Annotated in this window: 1 protein-coding gene; it reads right to left on the bottom strand. The window is 72.9% G+C overall.

Annotated features, from left to right (window positions below; translation table 11 throughout):
* Positions 1-164 precede the first annotated feature (164 nt).
* Positions 165-21,857 (bottom strand): type I polyketide synthase, encoded by a 21,693-nt coding sequence (locus ACFWW9_RS10630; protein ID WP_390374378.1) that lies wholly within the window; start codon positions 21,855-21,857, stop codon positions 165-167.
* Between the last annotated feature and the right edge of the window lie 20 nt (positions 21,858-21,877).

Below are 21,877 nucleotides of genomic sequence, written 5' to 3'. Positions count from 1 at the left end.
TTCAGCTCACGAAACGATTCTGTCCGTGGCCCCAACACCCCTCAACCCCTAGCGGGCCCCTACGGGCCCCTGAGGAAACGCCCCGAAAACCGGGTTCGCCCCAGCACCGCTACCCCCTCCGACCAGGTCGGAGGGGGTAGCGAGGGGGCGGCAGGGGTGGGTGGTTACTTCCCCAGCTGCTTGTTGATGAGCGCGAACAGCTCGTCGTCGGACGCGTCGTCCAGGCCGGTCTCGGCGGGCTTCTCGGCGGCGGCCTTGCCCGAGTTCCACGAGGAGAGCAGCGACTGGAGCTTGATGGTGATCCTGGTCCGGGTGAGCGTGTCCGGGGTGGCGGTGGCGAGCACGGCCTCCAACTTCTCGAGTTCGTCGAGCACCGGCACCGTGGCGCCGCCCACGACGAGCTGGGAGTGCAGGAACTTGGCGAGCGGTTCGGCACTGGGGTGGTCGAAGACCAGGGTCGCCGGGAGCTTGAGCCCGGTGGCGGTGGTCAGGGTGTTGCGGAGTTCCACGGCCGTGAGCGAGTCGAAGCCGAGGTCCTGGAACGCCTTGTCCTTGGCGACCGCGTCCGCCGAGCCGTGGCCCAGGACGGTCGCGACCTGGCCGCGGACCAGGTCGACCAGCAGCGCGTGCTGCTCGACCTCGGACAGCGCGGCGAGCTTCCCGACCAGGTCGGACTCCTCGCCGGCCGCGGGCGCGGTCTCCTCCAGCGCGGCGCGCACCTCGGGCAGGTCGCCGAGGAACGGGCTGGGCCGGGCCATGGTGAACGCCGGGGCGAACTTGTCCCACTCGATGTCGACCACGGTCACCGTGGTCTCGCCGGAGCGGATGGCCTTCTCCAGGGCGTTGAGCGTGAGGGCGGGCGACATCGCGATCAGGCCGCGGCGGCGCAGGTGCTCCTCGGTGTCACCGACCGTCGCCATGCCGCTCTCGGCCCACGGACCCCACGAGACCGAGGTCGCGACCAGTCCCCGTGCCCGGCGGGACTCCGCCAGGCCGTCGAGGAACGCGCTGGCCGCCGAGTAGGCCGACTGGCCACCCGAACCCCAGGTGCCCGCGATGGACGAGAACACCACGAAGGCGTCCAGGTCCGCGTCGACCAGCAGCTCGTCCAGCAGGACCGCGCCCGCGACCTTCGCGGACAGGACGTCGTCGAACGTGCCCAGGTCGTGGTCCGCGATGGCCCCGTAGTGGTCCGCACCGGCCGCGTGGACCACGGCGTTCGGCGGGAACTCGGTGAGCAGGCCCGACAGCGACTCGCGGTCGGCCACGTCGCACGCGGCGATGGTGACCTTCGTGCCCAACGCCTCCAACTCGGCGGCGAGCTCGGCCGCGCCGGGGGCGCTGGGGCCACGTCGGGACGTGAGCACCAGGTGCTCCGCGCCCTCGGTGGCCAGCCAGCGGGCGACCCTCGTGCCCAGGGCACCGGTACCGCCGGTGACCAGGACCGTGCCGCGCGGCGACCAGTCGGACAGGCCGGTCGCGGCCGGTGCGTGCACCAGCCGTCGGCCGAACACGCCGGACGAGCGGACGGCGACCTGGTCCTCGGAGCCGACGAGCACGGCCGCGATCCGGTCGAGCGCCTTGTCGGTCAGCTTCTCCGGCAGGTCGACCAGGCCACCCCAGCGCTCGGGGTGCTCCAGGCCGATCACGTAGCCGGTGCCCCAGATCGTGGACTGCGCCGGGTCGACGACGCCGTCGGACCGGCCGGTCGACACCGCGCCGCGGGTCGCGACCCACAGCGGGGCCTCGATCCCGGCGTCACCGAGGGCCTGCACGGTCAGCACGGTCGTGGTGGCCGTGGTCCCGAGGGCCAGCACGCCCTCGGCGGGACCGTCGGTCATCGCCTTCTCCAGCAGGGTGGTCAGACCCACGCGGTCGACGTCGGCGTCCCACTCGACCGGCACGACCTCCACGCCACGGGCGCTCAGGCCCGCCAGCACGGCGTGCTCGGCCTGCCCGGCGGGCACGACGGCCAGCCAGCGGCCGGACGCGCCGGTCTTCTCGGGTGTGACGGACTTCCACTCGACCTGGTAGCGCCAGCCCTCCATGGTGGCGTTCTCGCCGCGCTGCCTGCGCCACGACGCCAGCACCGGCAGGGCGTCGCCGAACGGCGTGGACGGGTCGATGTCCGTGCCGAGCGACGCCAGGTCCTCGCTGTCGACCGCCGCCCAGAACTGGGCGTCGACCTCGCTGACCTCGGTGGACGCGGTCGTGGTCGGCCACGGCTGCGAGTCGAGCCAGAAGTGCTGGTGCTGGAACGCGTAGGTGGGCAGGTCGACCCGCCGCGCGGCGGTCCCGGCGAAGAACGCCGCCCAGTCGACCGCGTTGCCGCGGGCGTGGACCCGACCGAGGGCCGTCAGCAGGGTGCGGACCTCGTCCCGGTCCTTGCGCAGCGACGGGATCAGCACGGCGTCGGTGACGCTGTCGGCCCCCATCGCGGTGAGCACGCCGTCCGGGCCCAACTCCAGGAACGTCTTCACGCCCTGGCCTTCGAGGGTGGTCACGGTGTCGGCGAACCGCACCGCGTCCCGCACGTGCCGCACCCAGTGCTCCGGGTCCGTCACGTCGCCGAGCATCGGGATGGTCGGCTGGCTGTACGTCAGCCCGGAGACGATGGTCCGGAACTCGTCCAGCATCGGCTCCATCAGCGGCGAGTGGAACGCGTGGGACACGCTGAGCCGCTTGGACTTCCGGTCGGGGAACGCCCCGACGACCAGCTGCACGGCGTCTTCCGCGCCTGCGACGACGATCGACGTGGGTCCGTTGATCGCCGCGATGGACACGGCCTCGGTGAGCAGGGGCAGCACTTCTTCCTCGGTGGCCTGCAACGCCACCATCGCGCCACCGGCGGGCAACGCCTGCATGAGGCGACCGCGTTCGCCGACCAGCGTGGCCGCGTCCTCCAGGGACAGGACACCGGCCACGTGGGCGGCGGCGATCTCGCCGATGGAGTGGCCGCCCAGGTAGTCGGGCTTCACGCCCCACGACTCGAAGAGGCGGTAGAGCGCCACCTCGACCGCGAAGATCGCGGGCTGGGTGAACTCCGTGCGGTTGAGGGTCTCCTCGTCGTCGACCCGGACGTCGACCAGCGCGGCGATCTCGTCGAACGCCTTGGCGAACACCGGGAACGCGGCGTGCAGCTCGCGGCCCATGCCGACCCGCTGCGAGCCCTGGCCGGTGAACAGCACCGCCAGCTTGCCCTCGACGACGGCGTCACCGGCGGACACGGTCGCGAGACCGTTGAGCAGCTCGTCCTTCTCCCCCGCCACCACGACGGCGCGGTGGGTGAGACCGGATCGGCTGGTGAGCAACGAGTACGCCAGGTCGGTCAGGTCGACGTCGGTCGACGCCACGTGCTCGCGCAGCCGTTCCGCCTGCTCCTTCAAGGCTTCCGACGACTTCGCCGCCAGCACCACGGGCAGGGCGGGCAGCGTCGTCGTGGCCGTCTCGACCACGACCTCGGCCACCGGCGCCTGCTCGATGATGGCGTGGGCGTTGGTGCCGCTCATGCCGAACGACGAGATGGCGGCCCGGCGCGGACGCCCGGTCTCCGGCCAGGAAGCGGCCTCCGTCAGCAGCTCGACGGACCCGGAGGTCCAGTCGATCTGCGGCGACGGCTCGTCCACGTGCAGCGTCTTCGGGGCGACGCCGTGCTGGAGGGCCAGCACCATCTTGATGATGCCGGAGACACCGGACGCGGCCTGCGTGTGGCCGATGTTGGACTTCAGGGAACCCAGCAGCAGCGGGGTCTCCCGGTTCTGGCCGTAGGTCGACAGGATCGCCTGCGCCTCGATCGGGTCGCCGAGCTTCGTGCCGGTGCCGTGGGCCTCCACGACATCGACGTCCGAAGTGGACAGTCCGGCGGCCGCGAGGGCCTGGCGGATCACCCTTTGCTGCGACGGGCCGTTCGGGGCCGTGAGGCCGTTCGAGGCACCGTCCTGGTTGATGGCGCTGCCGCGGATGACGGCGAGCACCTCGTGGCCGTTGCGCTGGGCGTCGGAGAGGCGTTCGACGACGAGCATGCCGACGCCCTCGCCCCAGGCCGTGCCGTCGGCCGCCGCGGCGAACGACTTGCACGTGCCGTCGACGGCCAGACCGCGCTGGCGGCTGAAGTCGATGAACGCGCCGGGCGTGGACATCATCGAAGCGCCACCGGCCAACGCGAGGTCGCACTCACCGGCCCGCAACGCCTGCGCCGCGAGGTGAATCGCGACCAGGGACGCGGAGCACGCCGTGTCGACCGTGACGGCCGGGCCTTCCAGCCCGAACGTGTAGGACAGGCGACCGGAGACGACGCTCGCCGCCAGGCCGGTGCCGAGGTAGCCCTCGATGCCGGGCGGCAGCTCGAACGTCTGCATCGCGTAGTCCTGGCCGTTCGTGCCGGTGAAGACGCCGGTCCGGCTGCCGCGCAACGACTCGGGGTCGATGCCCGCGCGTTCCATGGCCTCCCAGGACGTTTCCAGCAGCATGCGCTGCTGCGGGTCCATGGCCAGGGCTTCCCTCGGGTTGATCCCGAAGAACGCCGGGTCGAACTCGCCCGCGTCGTGCAGGAACCCGCCTCGGGTCACGTACGAGGTGCCCTCGTGGTCGGGGTCCGGGTCGAACAGGGTCGCCAGGTCCCAGCCGCGGTTGGTCGGGAAGTCCGAGATGGCGTCGCTGCCCGAGGTGACCAGCTCCCAGAGCTGTTCGGGCGTCTCGATCCCGCCCGGCAGCCGCAGGCCCATGCCCACGATCGCGATGGGCTCGTTGGTGAAGCCCGAGGCGACCGCGGTCAACGCCTCCGGCCTGCTGCCGACCAGCTCCTCGCGCAGGAACGCGGTGAGCGTGGCCAGGTTCGGGTAGTCGAACACCAGCGTCGCGGGCAGTCGCAGGCCGGTGACCTCGTTGAGCTTGCCGCGCAGTTCCACGGCCGTGAGCGAGTCGAAGCCGAGTTCGCGGAACGCGACCCCGAGTTCGACGGCCTGCGGCGAGGCGTAGCCGAGCACGTCGGCGACCTGCTGGCGGACCAAGTCCACCAGCAGCGACCGCTGCTCGGCCTCGGCCAGCCCGGTGAGCTTCGCGACGAGACCGGTGTCGTTGGCCGCGGCCGGGGTCTCCAGTGCCGCCACCACGTCCGGCAGCGCGCTGAGCAGCGGGCTCGGGCGGGCGGCGGTGAACGCCGGGGCGAAGCGGGTCCAGTCGACGTCGGCGACGACGACCGTGGCCTCCCCGAGCCCGACGGCCCGGCGCAGGGCGGCGAGCGCCTGCTCCGGCGCCAGCGCGGGCAGTCCGCGACGGCTGAGCGCGTCCCGGCCCTCCTGGGTCATCGCACCCCCGGCCCACGGGCCCCACGCCACCGAGGTGGCGGCGAGCCCGGCGGCGCGACGGCGTTCGGCCAGCGCGTCGAGGTAGGCGTCGGACGCGGCGTACGCGCCCTGGCGGCCGGAACCCCAGACACCGGAGGTGGAGGAGAAGAGGACGAACGCGTCCACGTCGCCGACCAGCGCGTCCAGGTTCGCCGCGCCTTCCACGCGGGCGGCCATGACGTAGGCCAGTTCGTCGGCGTCCATGTCCGCCAGCGCCGTGTCCTGGCCGACGCCCGCGAGGTGCACGACGGCGTTCGGCGGGTACTCGGCGATCACGGCGGCCAGCGCGTCGCGGTCGGTCACGTCGCACGGGACGACCGTCGCGCCGGGGACCTCTCCCCCGCCGCGGCTGACCAGCACGACCCGCTCGGCCCCGGCTTCGGTGAGCCACGCGGTGACGTGGCGGCCGATGGCGCCCGTGCCGCCGGTCACCAGGACCGTGCCGCGCGGCGTCCAGTCGGAGCCGGTCCCGGCGGGGGCCGGGACGAGCCTGCGGGCGTGGACGACCGAGCCGCGCACGGCGACCTGGTCCTCCGTGCCGCCCAGGAGCGCGGCGATCCGGTCGAACGCCCTGGCGTCGAGCGTGTCGGGCAGGTCGACCAGGCCGCCCCAGCGGTCGGAGTGCTCCAGCGCGGCGACCCGGCCGAAGCCCCACACCTGTGCGGCGATCGGGTCGGCGACGGCGTCGGCCGGGCCGGTCGCGACAGCTCCGCGGGTGGCGATCCACAGCTTCGCGGTGTGGGTCTTGACCAGGTCGAGCGCCTCGGTCACGTCGTTGGTCGAGGCCAGCACGCCGTCGAACGGTCCTTCGGCGACGACGTCGACACCGCGCGCCGCCAGGCCTTCGGCCACGGCGGGATCGGTGACCAGCCAGCGGCCGGGCACGACACCGGACGGGGTGACCGGCGACCAGTCGATCCGGTAGCGCTTGCCGTCCACCGCGGGGGCCTTGCTCGGGCTCGGGTCGAGCCAGAAGCGGTCGCGCTGGAACGCGTAGGTCGGCAGGTCCACCTTCCGCGCGCCGGAGCGGGCGAAGGAGGCGGCCCAGTCGACCTTGATCCCGCGGACGTGCAGCGCGGCGAGGGCGCGGACCAGAGTCGGGACCTCGGCGCGGTCCTTGCGCTGCGCCGCGATCAGCACCGCGTCGGTGACGCTGTCCTGCGCCATCGCGGTGAGCACGCCGTCCGGGCCCAGCTCGAGGAACGTGCTGACGCCCTTGGCTTCCAGGGACTTCACGGTGTCGGCGAACCGGACCGCGTCCCGGACGTGCCGCACCCAGTACTCCGGGTTCGTCACGTCGCCGGGCATCGGGATCCTCGGCGCGGAGAACGTGAGTGCGGAGACCACCTCGCGGAAGTCGTCCAGCATCGGGTCCATCAACGGCGAGTGGAACGCGTGCGACACGCTGAGCCGCTTGGACTTCCGGTCGGTGAAGTGCTCCAGCACCTCCTCGACGCCCGCACCGGCGATGACGACGGCGTTCGGGCCGTTGACCGCGGCGATGGAGACCGTGTCGGTGAGGTGCGGCAGCACCTCCGCCTCGGTGGCCTGCAAGGCGACCATCGCGCCACCGGCCGGGAGCGCCTGCATCAGGCGACCGCGAGCGGAGACGAGCGTGGCCGCGTCGGCCAGCGAGAGGACCCCGGCCACGTGGGCCGCGGCGATCTCGCCGATGGAGTGCCCGCCCACGTGGTCCGGCCGCACGCCCCAGGCTTCCAGGGTGCGGAACAGCGCGACCTCGATGGCGAACAGCGCGGGCTGCGTGTACTCGGTGCGGTCCAACGCTTCCGCGTCGCCGAACACGACGTCGCGGAGCGGGCGGTCCAGGTCGAGCTGTGCGCAGACGGCGTCGAACGCGTCGGCGAAGACGGGCACCGTCTCGTACAGCTCACGGCCCATGCCGAGGCGCTGCGAACCCTGACCGGTGAACAGGAACGCCAGTCCACCGTCAGCGGCGGTGCCCCGAACCAGGTTCGGGTTCGTGCCGCCGTCACGGGCGGCGGTCAGGGCGGCGATGGCCGAGTCGCGGTCGTCGCCGAGCACGACCAGGCGGTGCGCAAGGGTGGCGCGGGTCGTGGCCAGCGAGAACGCCACGTCGGTCGAGTCCGCGTCGGTCCACTCCAGCTGCTCGCCGATCCGTCCGGCCTGCTCGGCCAGCGCGGCGGCGTTCTTGGCCGACAGCACGAACGGCGTGACCGCCGGAGCGATCGGTGCGGTGGTGGTGATGTCGGCTTCCGGCGCCTGCTCGATGATCGTGTGGGCGTTGGTGCCGCTGATGCCGAAGGACGACACCGCCGCACGGCGCGGGCGGCCGGTCTCGGGCCACGCCACCTGCGAGGTGACCAGCTCGACCGCTCCGGCCGACCAGTCGATCGCGGGCGACGGCTCGTCCACGTGCAGGGTCTTCGGGACCTGGCCGTGGCGCATCGCCATGACCATCTTGATGATCCCCGCGACGCCCGCCGCGGCCTGCGTGTGGCCGATGTTGGACTTCACCGACCCCAGCAGCAGCGGTTCCCCGCGGTCCTGGCCGTAGGTGGCCAGCAGCGCCTGCGCCTCGATCGGGTCGCCGAGCGAGGTGCCGGTGCCGTGGGCCTCCACGACGTCGATGTCCGAAGTGGACAGACCGGCCGACGCGAGCGCCTTGCGGATGACCCGCTGCTGCGACGGCCCGTTGGGGGCGGTCAGGCCGTTGGAAGCGCCGTCCTGGTTCACGGCCGAGCCGCGCACCAGGGCGAGCACCTGGTGGCCGTTGCGCTGGGCGTCGGAGAGCCGCTCGACGAGCAGCATGCCGACACCCTCACCCCAGCCCGTGCCGTCGGCCGCGGCCGCGAACGACTTGATCCGGCCGTCGGTCGCGAGCCCGCGCTGGCGGGAGAAGTCGATGAACGTGCCGGGCGTGGACATGATCGTCACACCACCGGCGAGCGCCAGGTCGCAGTCCCCGTTGCGCAACGCCTGAACGGCCAGGTGCAGGGCCACCAGCGACGAGGAGCACGCGGTGTCGACCGTGACGGCCGGGCCCTCCAGGCCGAACGTGTAGGAGATGCGGCCGGACGCGATGGCCGCGGAGTTGCCGGTGCCGAGGTGGCCCTCGACGCCGTCCGGGATGTCCTCCAGCAGCGCCAGGTAGTCCTGGCCGTTGCTGCCCGCGAACACGCCGGTCTGGCTGCCGCGCACCGTGACCGGGTCGATCCCGGCCCGCTCGAACGCCTCCCACGAGGTCTCCAGCAGCAACCGCTGCTGCGGGTCCATCGCGGTGGCCTCGCGGGGGCTGATCCCGAAGAACGCGGGGTCGAACCTCGTGGCCCCGTCGAGGAACGCGCCTTCACGGGCGTAGGTCGTGCCCTGGTGGTCGGGGTCGTCGTGGAAGAGGGTCGACAGGTCCCAGCCGCGGTCGGTCGGGAACGGCGTGACCGCGTCACCACCGGCCAGCACCAGGTCCCACAGCTGCTCGGGCGAGGTGATGCCCCCCGCGAACCGGCAGCTCATGGCGACGATGGCGATGGGCTCGTCGGCGTTGACCGCAGCCGTGACCTCGGCGACCTCGACCTGCGAGCCCAGCAGCTCGGTGCGCAGGTGGTTCGCCAGCGTGACGGCGTTGGGGTAGTCGAACACCAGCGTCGCGGGCAGTCGCAGCCCGGTGGCGGTGTTGAGGGTGTTGCGCAGTTCCACGGCCGTGAGCGAGTCGAAGCCGAGTTCCTGGAACGCCCGGTCCTTGTCGACCGCGTCGGACGAGCTGTGGCCGAGCACCGAGGCGACCTGGTCGCGGACGACGTCGACCAGCAGCGCGTGCTGCTCGGCCTCGGACAGCCCGACGAGTCGGGCGGCCAGCTCGGACACCGCGCCGGTCTCGGCGGGGCTGTCGTCGGCGAGCGCCTCGCGCACCTCCGGCAGGTCGCCGATGAACGCGCTGGGCCGGGCGAGCGTGAACGCGGGCGTGAACTTCTCCCATTCCATGTCCACGACGGTCACGGTCGGCTCGCCGGAGCGGATGGCCCGCTCCAGCGCGGTCAGGGTGAGGGCGGGCGGCATCGTGACGAGACCGCGCTTGCGCAGGTGCGCCTCGGTGTCGCCGACGGTCGCCATGCCGCTCTCGGCCCACGGGCCCCACGAGACAGACGTGGCCACGAGGCCGCGCGCCCGGCGGGACTCCGCGAGGCCGTCGAGGAACGCGCTGGCGGCGGAGTAGGCGGACTGGCCACCGGAACCCCACGTGCCGGCGATGGACGAGAACACCACGAACGCGTCCAGGTCCGCATCGGCCAGCAGCTCGTCCAGCAGCACCGCGCCGGACACCTTGCCGGACAGCACCTCGTCGAAGATCGCGAGGTCGTGGTCGGCGATGCCCATCGTGTAGTCGGCACCGGCCGCGTGCACCACGGCGTTCGGCGGGAACTCGGTCAGCAGGGCGGACAGCGCGTCCCGGTCGGCCACGTCGCACGCGGCGATCGTGACCCGCGCGCCCAGTTCCTCCAGCTCGTGGGCGAGGTCCGCCGCGCCGGGCGCGTCGAGGCCGCGGCGGGACGTGAGCACCAGGTGCTCCGCGCCGCCGGTCGCGAGCCAGCGGGCGACCTTGCCGCCCAGCGCGCCGGTGCCGCCGGTGACGAGCACCGTGCCGCTCGGGGACCAGTCGGCGAGCTTGTCGCCCAGCGGGGCGTGGACGAGGCGGCGGCCGAAGACGCCGGACGAGCGCAGCGCGACCTGGTCCTCGTCGCCGGTGAGCACGCCGACCAGCCGGTCGAACAGGCGGGTGTCGAGGGTGTCGGGCAGGTCGACCAGGCCACCCCAGCGGTCGGGGTGCTCCAGGCCGATCACGTAGCCGAGGCCCCAGACCTCGGTCTGGGACGGGACGACCACGCCGTCGGACCGGCCGGTCGACACCGCGCCGCGGGTCGCGATCCACAGCGGGGCCATGACCCCGGCGTCGCCGAGCGCCTGCACCACCACGACGGACGCGGTGGTCGTGCCGACGAGCGCGACCAGCGACAGCACGCCGTCGACCTGGCCGAGGTCGGCGAACGCCGTGGCCAGGGTGGCGCGGTCGGCGAACTCGACCGGCACGACCTCGGCGCCGCGGGCGGTGAGGCCGTCGGTGATCTCGGTGGTGTCGAAGCCGTCCGGGACGACGAGCGCCCAGCGGCCGGTGAGCGTCGGGGCGCCCAGGTCGGTCAGCGGCAGCCAGGAGACCCGGTAGCGCCAGCCGTCGATCTTGGTGTGCGCCCGGCGGGCCTTGCGCCACGACGACAGCGCGGGCAGCACCTCGCCCAGCACGCTCTCGTCCAGGGCCAGGGTGGTGCCGACGAGGCTGAAGTCCTCGCGCTCCACCGCTTCCCAGAACTTGGCCTCCGCCTCGTCGACGTCACCGCCTCCGCTGGTCGGGAAGCCCTGCGTCTCCAGCCAGAACCGCTGCCGCTGGAAGGCGTAGGTCGGCAGCTCGACGCGCCGCGCGCCCGTTCCGGCGAAGAACGCGTCCCAGTCGACGCGGACGCCGCGGTTGTGCAGGGCGGCGAGGGCCGACGTGAGCACGGCGGCTTCCGGCCGGTCCTTGCGCCGGCCCGCCACGAGCACGGCGTCGGTGACGCTGTCCTGGCCCATCGCGGTGAGCACACCGTCCGGGCCCAGTTCCAGGAACGTGCTGACGCCCTTGGCCTCCAGGGTCTTGACCGCGTCGGAGAACCGCACGGCGTCGCGGACGTGGCGGACCCAGTACTCCGGGTCGGTCACCTCGCCCAGCAGCGGGATCGTCGGCTCGCTGAAGGTCAGGTCCGCGACCACGGCCCGGAACTCGTCCAGCATCGGCTCCATCAGCGGCGAGTGGAACGCGTGCGACACGCTGAGCCGCTTGGACTTCCGGTCGGCGAAGTGCGCCAGCACCCGCTCGACCGCGTCCTCGGCTCCGGCGACGACGACGGCGTTCGGCCCGTTGACCGCCGCAATGGAAACAGTGTTATCAATCAGCGGGAGGACTTCGTCCTCGGTGGCCTGGAGCGCGACCATCGCGCCACCGGCCGGAAGCGCCTGCATGAGGCGACCGCGTTCCGAAACAAGCCGGGCGGCGTCCTCCAGCGACAGCACCCCGGCCACGTGGGCCGCGGCGATCTCGCCGATCGAGTGGCCGCCGACGAAGTCGGGCTTCACGCCCCACGACTCGACCAGCCGGTACAGCGCCACTTCCAGGGCGAAGATCGCGGGCTGCGCGAACTCCGTGCGGTCCAGCGTCTCCTGGTCGTCGATCCGCAGGTCGACCAGCGCGGCGATCTCGTCGAACGCCGTCGCGAACACCGGGAACGCGGCGTGCAGCTCACGCCCCATGCCCGCGCGCTGCGAGCCCTGGCCGGTGAACAGGACGGCGAGCTTGCCGTCGGTCACGGCGTCGAGCCCACGGCCTTCGCTGATCGCGGTCAGGCCGCGCACCAGCTCGTCGTGGTCGCTCGCGACCACGGCCGCGCGGTGCGGCATCGGCGTCCGGCCGGTGGCGGAGAACGCCAGGTCGGTCAGGGACACCGCCGGGTCCACGGTCAGCAGCGCGGCGGCCTGGCCCTTGAGGGCGTCGGCCGACTTGGCCGACAGCACCACCGGCACGACCGGCAGTTCAGCCGTCTGACCCGCGACAACGGCGTTGGGCGCTTCCTCGATGATCAGGTGGGCGTTGGTGCCGCTCATGCCGAACGCCGACACCGCGGCCCGGCGGACGCGACCCGTCTCGGGCCACGCCTGGGCCTCGGTCAGCAGTTCGACCGAGCCCGAGGTCCAGTCGATGTGCGGCGAGGGCTCGTCGACGTGCAGGGTCTTGGGCATGATCCCGTTGCGGATCGCCATGACCATCTTGATGACGCCGGAAACGCCCGCCGCGGCCTGCGTGTGGCCGATGTTGGACTTGAGCGAGCCGAGCCGCAACGGGATCTCGCGGTCGCGGCCGTAGGTGGAGAGGAGCGCCTGCGCCTCGATCGGGTCGCCCAGCTTGGTGCCGGTGCCGTGCGCCTCGACCAGGTCGACGTCCTGAGTGGACAGTCCGGCGTTCGCGAGGGCCTGGCGGATGACCCGCTGCTGCGACGGGCCGTTCGGGGCCGTGAGGCCGTTGGAAGCGCCGTCCTGGTTGACGGCGGAGCCGCGGATGACCGCGAGGACCTGGTGGCCGTTGCGCTGGGCGTCCGACAGCCGCTCGACGAGCAGGATGCCGACACCCTCACCCCAGCCGGTGCCGTCCGCGGCGGCCGCGAAGGACTTGCACCGCCCGTCGACCGCGAGGCCGCGCTGGCGGGAGAAGTCGATGAACGCGCCGGGCGTGGACATCATCGACGCGCCACCGGCCAACGCCAGGTCGCACTCACCGGCCCGCAACGCCTGCACAGCGAGGTGAATGGCAACGAGCGAGGCCGAGCACGCCGTGTCGACGGTGACGGCAGGGCCTTCCAGCCCGAAGGTGTAGGAGATGCGGCCGGACACGACGCTGGCCGCGAGACCCGTGCCCAGGTAGCCCTCGATGCCGGGCGGCAGCTCGTAGGTCGAAGCCGCGTAGTCCTGGCCGTTGGTGCCGGTGAACACGCCGGTCTTGCTGCCGCGCAACGACTCCGGGTCGATCCCGGCCCGTTCCACGGCCTCCCACGAGGTCTCCAGCAGCATCCGCTGCTGCGGGTCCATGGCCAGGGCCTCGCGCGGGTTGATGCCGAAGAACCCGGCGTCGAACTCGGCGGCCTGGTGCAGGAACGCGCCCTCGCGCGAGTAGGACGTGCCCTCGTGGTCGGGGTCCGGGTCGTACAGGTTCTCCAGGTCCCAGCCGCGGTCGGTCGGCCAGCCGCCCACGGCGTCCGTGCCGGTGAACACCAACCGCCACAGGTCTTCCGGGGTCTGGACGTCGCCGGGCAGCCGGACGCCCATGCCGACGATGGCGATCGGCTCGTCGAACGCGCCACCGGCGGCGACCGCGGCGGCCACCTCCGGCGCGCTGCCGAACAGCTCGTCCCGCAGGTTCGCGGCGAGCGCGGCGAGGTTGGGGTAGTCGAAGACGAGCGTGGCGGGCAGCCGGAGCCCGGTGGCCTCGGCGAGCTTCGTGCGGAGTTCCACGGCGGTCAGCGAGTCGAAGCCCAGGTCGCGGAAGGCGATGCCGGGGTCGACCGAGTCGGCGGACGTGTAGCCGAGCACCAGGGCGACCTGCTCGCGCACGAGGTCGACCAGCGCGGCCTCCTGCTCGGCGGTCGCCCGACCGGCCAGGGTGTCCGTCAGGTCGGTCTCGGTGGTCTCCTCTGCGGGCTTGAGCGCCGCGACGACCTCGGGCAGGTCGCCGAGCAGCGGGCTCGGCCGGGTCGCGGTGAACGCCGGGGCGAACCGGGCCCAGTCGACGTCGGCGACGACGAGCGTGGACCGGGGGCCCGCGACGGCCTTGCCGAGCGCGGCGAGGGCCGAGGCCGGGGCGAGCGGCGTGACGCCGCGGCGGCGCATCAGGTCCGCCCACTCGGCGTCCCCACCGGCCCACGGGCCCCACGAGAGCGACAGCGCCGCGAGGCCGCGGGCCCGCCGCGACTCGGCGAGGGCGTCGAGGAAGGCGTCACCGGCGGCGTAGCCGCCCTGCCTGCTCGAGCCCCAGACGCCGGACGTCGAGGAGAACAGCACGAACGCGTCGACGTCGCCGACCAGTTCGTCCAGCAGGCGAGCGCCCTCGACCCGAGCCGAGCGGACGTCGGCGAGCAGGTCGAGGTCGGTCTCGGTGATCGAGGCGTCCTGCCCGATGCCCGCCAGGTGCAGCACGGCGGTCGGCGGGAACTCCGCGACCAGCGCTTCCAGCGCGGCGCGGTCGGTCACGTCGCACGCGGCGACCGTGACCCGCGCGCCGAGTCCTTCGAGGTCGGCGACCAGCTCGGGAGCCGCGACGCCGTGCCGGGACGTGAGCACCAGGTGCTCCGCGCCCTCGGTCGCGAGCCAGCGGGCCACGTGGCCGCCCAGCACGCCGGTGCCGCCGGTGACGAGCACCGTGCCGGTCGGCTTCCAGGTCTCGGAGCCGGTGGCGGGAGCGTGGTCGAGGCGGCGGGCGAAGAGACCCGTCCCGCGCACGGCGACCTGGTCCTCGGTGCCGACGAGCGCGATGGCCAGCCGGTCGAGCACGCGGTCGTCCAGGGTCCCCGGCAGGTCGACCAGGCCACCCCAGCGGTCGGGGTGCTCCAGCGCGGCGACCCGACCGAAGCCCCACACCTGGGCGGCGTCGGGGTTCGCGGGCTGACCGTCGAGCGAGACGGCCTCACGGGTGAGAGCCCACAGCGGGGCGGTGGTGCGCTGGACCAGCAGCAGGGTCGACTCGACCCCGCCAGCGGACAAGACGCCGTCGAACTCCTGGTCCGGCAGGTCGGCGACGTCGTCGATCGCCGTCACGTCCAGGCCCCGATCGGCCAGTCCGGTGGCGACCTCCTGATCGCCGACGACCAGCCACCGGCCGTAGGCCATGGCGGTGCCCGGCTTCGCGACCGGCTGCCAGGTGACGCGGTAGCCCGCGGTCTCCTTCGGCTTCGCCGGGGTCACGTCGAACCAGTAGCGCTCCCGCTGGAACGCGTAGGTGGGCAGGTCGATCCGGCGGGCACCGGTGCCCGCGTAGAAGGCGGTCCAGTCCACCGGGACGCCGCGGACGTGCAGGGCTCCGACCGCGCGGAGCAGGGTCGTGACCTCGTCGCGGTCCTTGCGCTGCGCCGCGACCAGTGCCGCGCCGGACACGCTGTCCGCGGCCATCGCGGTCAGCACCCCGTCCGGGCCCAGCTCCAGGAACGTGCTGACGCCCTTGCCCTCCAGGGTCGTCACGGTCTCGGCGAACCGGACCGCACCGCGCACGTGCCGCACCCAGTACTCCGGGTCCGTCACGTCGCCCAGTAGCGGGATCTTCGGCTCGGCGAAGGTCAACCCCGTGACCACGGCCCGGAAGTCGTCCAGCATCGGGTCCATCAGCGGCGAGTGGAACGCGTGCGACACGCTGAGCCGCTTGGACTTCCGGTCCGTGAAGTGCGCCAGCACCGCGGCCACGGCGTCCTCGGCCCCGGCGACGACGAGCGAGGTCGGCCCGTTGATCGCGGCGATGGACACCAGGTCCGTGAGGTGCGGCGCGACCTCGTCCTCGGTGGCCTGCAACGCGACCATCGCGCCACCGGCGGGCAGCGCCTGCATGAGACGACCGCGAGCCGTCACCAGCGTGGCGGCGTCGGCCAGCGTGAACACCCCGGCGACGTGCGCCGCGGCGATCTCGCCGATCGAGTGGCCCGCCACGAAGTCTGGGCGGACGCCCCACGCTTCGACGAGCCGGAAGAGAGCGACCTCCTGGGCGAACAGCGCGGGCTGCGTGTACTCGGTGCGGTCCAACGCCTCCGCGTCGCCGAACACCACGTCCCGCAGCGGGCGATCCAGGTCGAGCTGCGCGCAGACGGCGTCGAACGCGTCGGCGAACACCGGGAACGCCTCGTACAGCTCGCGGCCCATGCCGAGTCGCTGCGAACCCTGGCCGGTGAACAGGAACGCCGACCGGCCCTCGGCCGCGACACCCCTCTCCCCCGTGCCGTTCGCGACGGCGTCCAAGCCCGCGAGGAGTTCGTCGTGGTCCCGCGCGACGATCGTGGCGCGGTGGTCGAGCTGCGCTCGCGTGGTGGCCAGCGAGAACCCGAGGTCGGTCAGGTCGACACCGTCCACAACGGACTTCAGCTTCGCGGCCTGGTCCCGCAGGGCGGCGGCGGTCTTGCCGGACAGCACCACCGGCACGGCCGCCGGCGGAACCCGCCGGGCGACCGGCGCTTCCAGTTCCGGAGCCTGCTCGATGACCGCGTGGGCGTTGGTGCCGCTGAAGCCGAACGACGACACGGCGGCCCGGCGCGGCTGACCGGTCTGCGGCCACTCGCGGGTCTCGGTCACCAGCTCGACCGACCCGGCGTCCCACTCGACCTGCGGGGACGGCGCGTCGACGTGCAGGGTCTTGGGCACCAGGCCGTGGCGCATGGCCATGACCATCTTGATCACGCCACCGACGCCGGACGCCGACTGGGTGTGGCCGATGTTGGACTTGAGCGAGCCGAGCAGCAGCGGCCGTTCGCGGTCCTGTCCGTAGGTGGCCAGCAGTGCCTGGGCCTCGATCGGGTCGCCCAGCGCGGTGCCGGTGCCGTGCGCCTCCACGACGTCGACCTCGGCCGGGGTGAGCCCGGCGTTGCCGAGCGCGTGGCGGATGACCCGCTGCTGCGACGGACCGTTCGGGGCGGTGAGGCCGTTGGAAGCGCCGTCCTGGTTCACGGCCGTGCCGCGCACGACGGCGAGGATCTCGTGGCCGTTGCGCTGCGCGTCGGACAGCCGCTCCACGAGCAGCATGCCGACGCCCTCGCCCCAGCCGGTGCCGTCGGCCGCCGCGGCGAACGCCTTGCAGCGCCCGTCCACGGCCAGACCGCGCTGGCGGGAGAAGTCGATGAACGTGCCGGGCGTGGCCATGACCGTGACGCCACCGGCCAGCGCCAGGTCGCAGTCACCGCTGCGCAGCGCCTGCACGGCGAGGTGAAGGGCCACCAGCGACGACGAGCAGGCGGTGTCGACCGTGACGGCCGGGCCCTCCAGGCCGAAGGTGTACGACACGCGGCCGGAGACGACGCTGGCCGCGTTGCCGGTGCCGAGGTGGCCTTCGAGACCGTCCGGCACCTCCTCCAGCAGCGCGAGGTAGTCGTGGTTGTTGGTGCCCGCGAAGACGCCGGTCCTGCTGCCGCGCAACGAGGTCGGGTCGATCCCGGCCCGCTCGAACGCCTCCCACGAGGTCTCCAGCAGCAACCGCTGCTGCGGGTCCATCGCGGTGGCCTCGCGGGGCGAGATGCCGAAGAACGTCGGGTCGAACTGCGGCGCGCCGTAGAGGAACCCGCCTTCACGGGCGTAGGACGTGCCCTGGCGAGCGGGGTCCGGGTCGTACAGGGCGTCCAGGTCCCAGCCGCGGTCGGTCGGCATCCCCGACACCGCGTCCGTGCCCTCGAACACCAGCCGCCACAGGTCTTCCGGCGACGACACGTCACCCGCGTAGCGGCAGCTCATCGCCACGATCGCGATGGGCTCGTCGGTGTGCGAGGAGGTGGAGACAGCGGCGGTTTCCGCGACCGTGCCCACGAGTTCGGCGTGCAGGAAGTCCGCGAGCACCCCGGCGTTCGGGTAGTCGAACACCAGCGTCGCGGGCAGCCGCAGCCCGGTGTCGGCGGTGAGCCGGTTGCGCAGGTCCACGGCCGTCAACGAGTCGAAGCCCAGTTCCCGGAACGCCCTGCCGGTCTCGATCGCGTCGACCGACGAGTACGCCAGCACCGCGGCGGTGTGCTCGCGCACCAGTTCCACCACGGCGTGGCGCTGCTCGCTCTTGCCCATCCCGGCCAGCGTCCGCACCAGCTCGGACTCGCCGGTCGGCGCGGCGCTCTCCATCGACTCCAGCGCCGCGCGCACCTCCGGCAGGTCGCCGATGAACGGGCTGGGCCGGGCCATGGTGAACGCGACGGTGAACTTCGACCAGTCCATGTCGACGACCGTCACGGTCGGCTCGCCGGACCGGATCGCCTTGCCCAGCGCGCTGAGCGTCAGCTCCGGCGACATCGACGTGAGACCGCGCTTGCGCAGGTGCTCCTCGGTCTCGCCGACGGTCGCCATGCCGCTCTCGGCCCACGGACCCCAGGACACCGACGTGGCCACGAGTCCCCTGGCGCGGCGGGATTCCGCCAGGCCGTCGAGGTACGCGCTGGCCGCGGAGTACGCGGCCTGCCCGCCACTGCCCCAGGTGCCCGCGATGGACGAGAACACCACGAAGGCGTCGAGGTCCGCGTCGGCCAGCAGCTCGTCCAGGTGCGCCGCGCCGTCGACCTTGGCGGCCAGCACCTCGTCGAACTTCTCGACGCCGTGGGTCTCGATCGCTTCCAGGTAGTCCAGACCGGCCGCGTGGATCACCGCGGTCGGCGGGTGTTCCGCCAGCAGCGCGGCGACGGCGTCGCGGTCGGCCACGTCGCACGCGACGACCGAGACCCGCGCGCCCAACGCCTCCAGCTCCGCGGTCAGCTCGGCCGCGCCGGGCGCCGCCGGACCACGGCGGCTCGTCAGGACAACGTGCTCACATCCAGAAGTAGCCAGCCAGCGAGAAACACGTCCACCCAGCGCTCCAGTACCACCAGTGACGATAACCGTTCCGTTCGGTGTCCATCGCGAGTCCTCCGTGTTGAGGGGCGCGTGCACCAGCCTGCGGCCGAACACGCCGGACGCGCGGATGGCGATCTGGTCCTCGCCACCGGTTCCGGCCAGCACGGCCACGAGGCGGTCAGCCGCCCGCTTGTCCATGACTTCAGGAAGGTCCACGACGCCGCCGTAGCGGTCGCCGTGTTCGAGACCCACCACGTACCCGACGCCCCACACCTGGGTCTGCGTCGGCACGACCACGCCGTCGGAACGGCCGGTCGACACCGCGCCGCGGGTCGCGATCCACAGCGGGGCCGCGATCTCCGCGTCGCCCAACGCCTGGACCACGACGACGGTGGCCGACGACGGCGCGTCCAGCGCCACCAGCGACAGCACCCCGTCGACCCGGCCGACACCGCCGAGGGCGGCGGCCAGGGTCTCGCGGTCGGTTCCCGGATCGCACGCGACCCGGACGGTTTCGAGGCCGCGCTCGGCGAGGCCGTCCACGACGTCGTCGTGGCCTCCCCCGAGCACGAGCCAGCGACCGGACGCCGCGGCGGCGCCCAGGTCGGTCAGCGGCAGCCACGAGACGCGGTACCGCCACGCGTCGACCGTGCTGCTCTCCTTGCGGGCGCGCCGCCACTTCGCCAGTGCCGCGACGGCGTCCGCGCCCAGGTCGAGGTTGTCCAACGAGCCGAGGTCGCCGGTGTCGACGGCGGCCCAGAACTCCGCGTCCACCTCGCCGCTCGCGGACACCGAGCGGATCGGCGACATCTCCAGCCAGAAGTGCTCGCGCTGGAACGCGTACGTCGGCAGCTGAACCGGACGAGCGCCCTCGATCAGGGTTGTCCAGTCAACCCGAACGCCCCGGACGTGCAGCTCGGCCACGGCCCGCAGCAGCGTCGCGACCTCGGGACGCCCCTTGCGGAGGCCGGGGACCAGCACCGCCTCGGTGACGGACTCCTGGCCCATCGCGGTCAGCACGCCGTCCGGGCCCAGCTCCAGGAACGTCTTCACGCCCTGGGCTTCCAGGGTGGTGACGGCGTCGGCGAACCGGACCGTGCCGCGTACGTGCCGCACCCAGTACTCCGGGTCCGTCACGTCGCCCAGCATCGGAATGCTCGGCTGGTTGAAGGTGAGCTTCGAGACCACGGCCCGGAAGTCGTCCAGCATCGGGTCCATCAGCGGCGAGTGGAACGCGTGCGACACGGCCAGCCGCTTGGACTTGCGGCCGCTGAACGCCTCCACGACCGCGAGCACCCCGGCCTCGTCACCGGCCACGACGACGGACGACGGCCCGTTGACGGCGGCGAGCGAGACCTGCTCGGTGAGGTGCGGCGCGACTTCCTCTTCGGTGGCCTGCAACGCGACCATCGCGCCACCGGCGGGTAGTGCCTGCATGAGCTTGCCGCGAGCCGCCACGAGCTTCGTGGCGTCTTCCAGCGACAGCACCCCGGACACGTGCGCGGCGGCGATCTCGCCGATCGAGTGGCCGGTCACGAAGTCGGGCTTGACGCCCCACGACTCGACCAGCCGGTACAGCGCGACCTCCAGCGCGAACAGCGTCGGCTGGGTGAACTCGGTGCGGTCCAACAGGTCCTGGTCGTCGAGCTGGACGTCCACCAGCGCGGCGATCTCGTCGAACGCGGCGGCGTACACCGGGAACGCGGCGTGCAGCTCCCGCCCCATCCCGGCCCGCTGCGAGCCCTGGCCGGTGAACACGATCGCCGTGCGGCCGTCGACCGTCCGCCCGGAGACGACGTTCTCGGCCCGCTCCCCCGCGGCCAGCGCGTCCACGCCCCGGCGCAGCTCCTCGGGCGTCGAGCCCAGGACCACCGCGCGGTGGTCGAACGAGGCACGGGTCGTGACCAGCGAGAACGCCACGTCGGCCGGGTCGGCCAGATCGACCGTCCGCAGCCGGTCGGCCTGCGCCTTCAGGGCTTGCTCGCCGCGCCCGGACAGCACCCAGGGCACCAGCCCACCGACAACGCTCGGAGTCGAGTCGGCGACCTCGGTGTCGGGAGCCTGCTCGATGATCGTGTGCGCGTTCGTCCCGCTCACACCGAACGACGACACGGCCGCCCGACGCGGTTTCCCGGTCTCGGGCCACGCCTGCTCGTCGGTCAACAGCCGGATCGCCCCGGCGGACCAGTCCACCTGCGAGGTCGGCTCCTCCACGTGCAGGGTGCGCGGCGCGACCCCGTTGCGGATCGCCATGACCATCTTGATCACGCCACCGACACCGGCGGCGGCCTGCGAGTGGCCGATGTTGGACTTGAACGAGCCCAGCAGCAGCGGGCGTTCGCGGTCCTGGCCGTAGGTGGCGAGCAGCGCGCCCGCCTCGATCGGGTCGCCGAGCCGGGTTCCGGTGCCGTGCGCCTCCACGACGTCCACATCGGACGGTGACAGCTTCGCACTGGCCAGAGCGGCCTTGATGACCCGGCGCTGGGCCGGGCCGTTGGGGGCGGTGAGGCCGTTCGAGGCGCCGTCCTGGTTGATCGCGGAACCCTTGACGACCGCGAGGATCTGGTGGCCGTTGCGCTGCGCGTCGGATAGCTTCTCCAGCAGCAGGATGCCCGCGCCCTCGGCCCAGCCGGTGCCGTCGGCGGTGGAGGAGAACGCCTTGCAGCGCCCGTCCGGGGACAGGCCGCCCTGCTTGTCGAACTCGGAGAACACCGCCGCGTTCGCCATGACCATCACGCCACCGGCGAGGGCGAGCGTGCACTCGCCGTTGCGCAGGGCTTGGGCGGCCAGGTGGATCGCGACCAGCGAGGAGGAGCACGCGGTGTCGATGGTGACGGCCGGGCCCTCGAAGCCGAACGTGTAGGCGACGCGGCCGGAGAACACGCTGGGCGTGTTGCCGGTCAGCAGGTGGCCTTCCAGGCCCTCGGGCACCTCGTCCAGGCCGGAGCCGTAGCCGGTGGCGCTGCCGCCGACGAACACGCCGGTCTGGCTGCCCTTCAGCGACCGCGGGTCGATGCCCGCCCGCTCCATGACCTCCCACGAGGTCTCCAGCAGCAACCGCTGCTGCGGGTCCATCGCCAGCGCCTCGCGGGGCGAGATCCCGAAGAACGCCGGGTCGAACTCGCCCGCGTCGTAGAGGAACCCGCCCGCGGCCACGCCGAACGTGAGGTCGTCGCCCCAGCCGCGGTCGGCCGGGAGGCCGGCGACGGCGTCGCCGCCGGTGGACACCAGGCGCCACAGGTCTTCCGGCGAGCTGACGCCACCGGGGTAGCGGCAGCTCATCGACACGATCGCGATCGGTTCACGGGAGGCGGACGTGAGCTGCTGGTTCTGCTTCCGCAGCCGCTCGGTCTCCTTCAGGGACGCCCGCAGCGCCGCGACGACTTTTTCGTTGGAGGTCATCATGTGCTCCGCACTTCGGGGCT

It is taken from the genome of Umezawaea sp. NPDC059074 (genome assembly GCF_042738955.1).
Lineage (GTDB): Bacteria > Actinomycetota > Actinomycetes > Mycobacteriales > Pseudonocardiaceae > Umezawaea.
Note: the sequence above shows the minus strand (reverse complement) of the source record. Positions and strands in the feature narration are given on the sequence as shown.

What these genes read in the sequence shown, in the direction of transcription:
- ACFWW9_RS10630 (WP_390374378.1), bottom strand. Translation starts at nt 21,857, where the DNA reads ATGATGACCTCCAACGAAAAAGTCGTCGCGGCGCTGCGGGCGTCCCTG.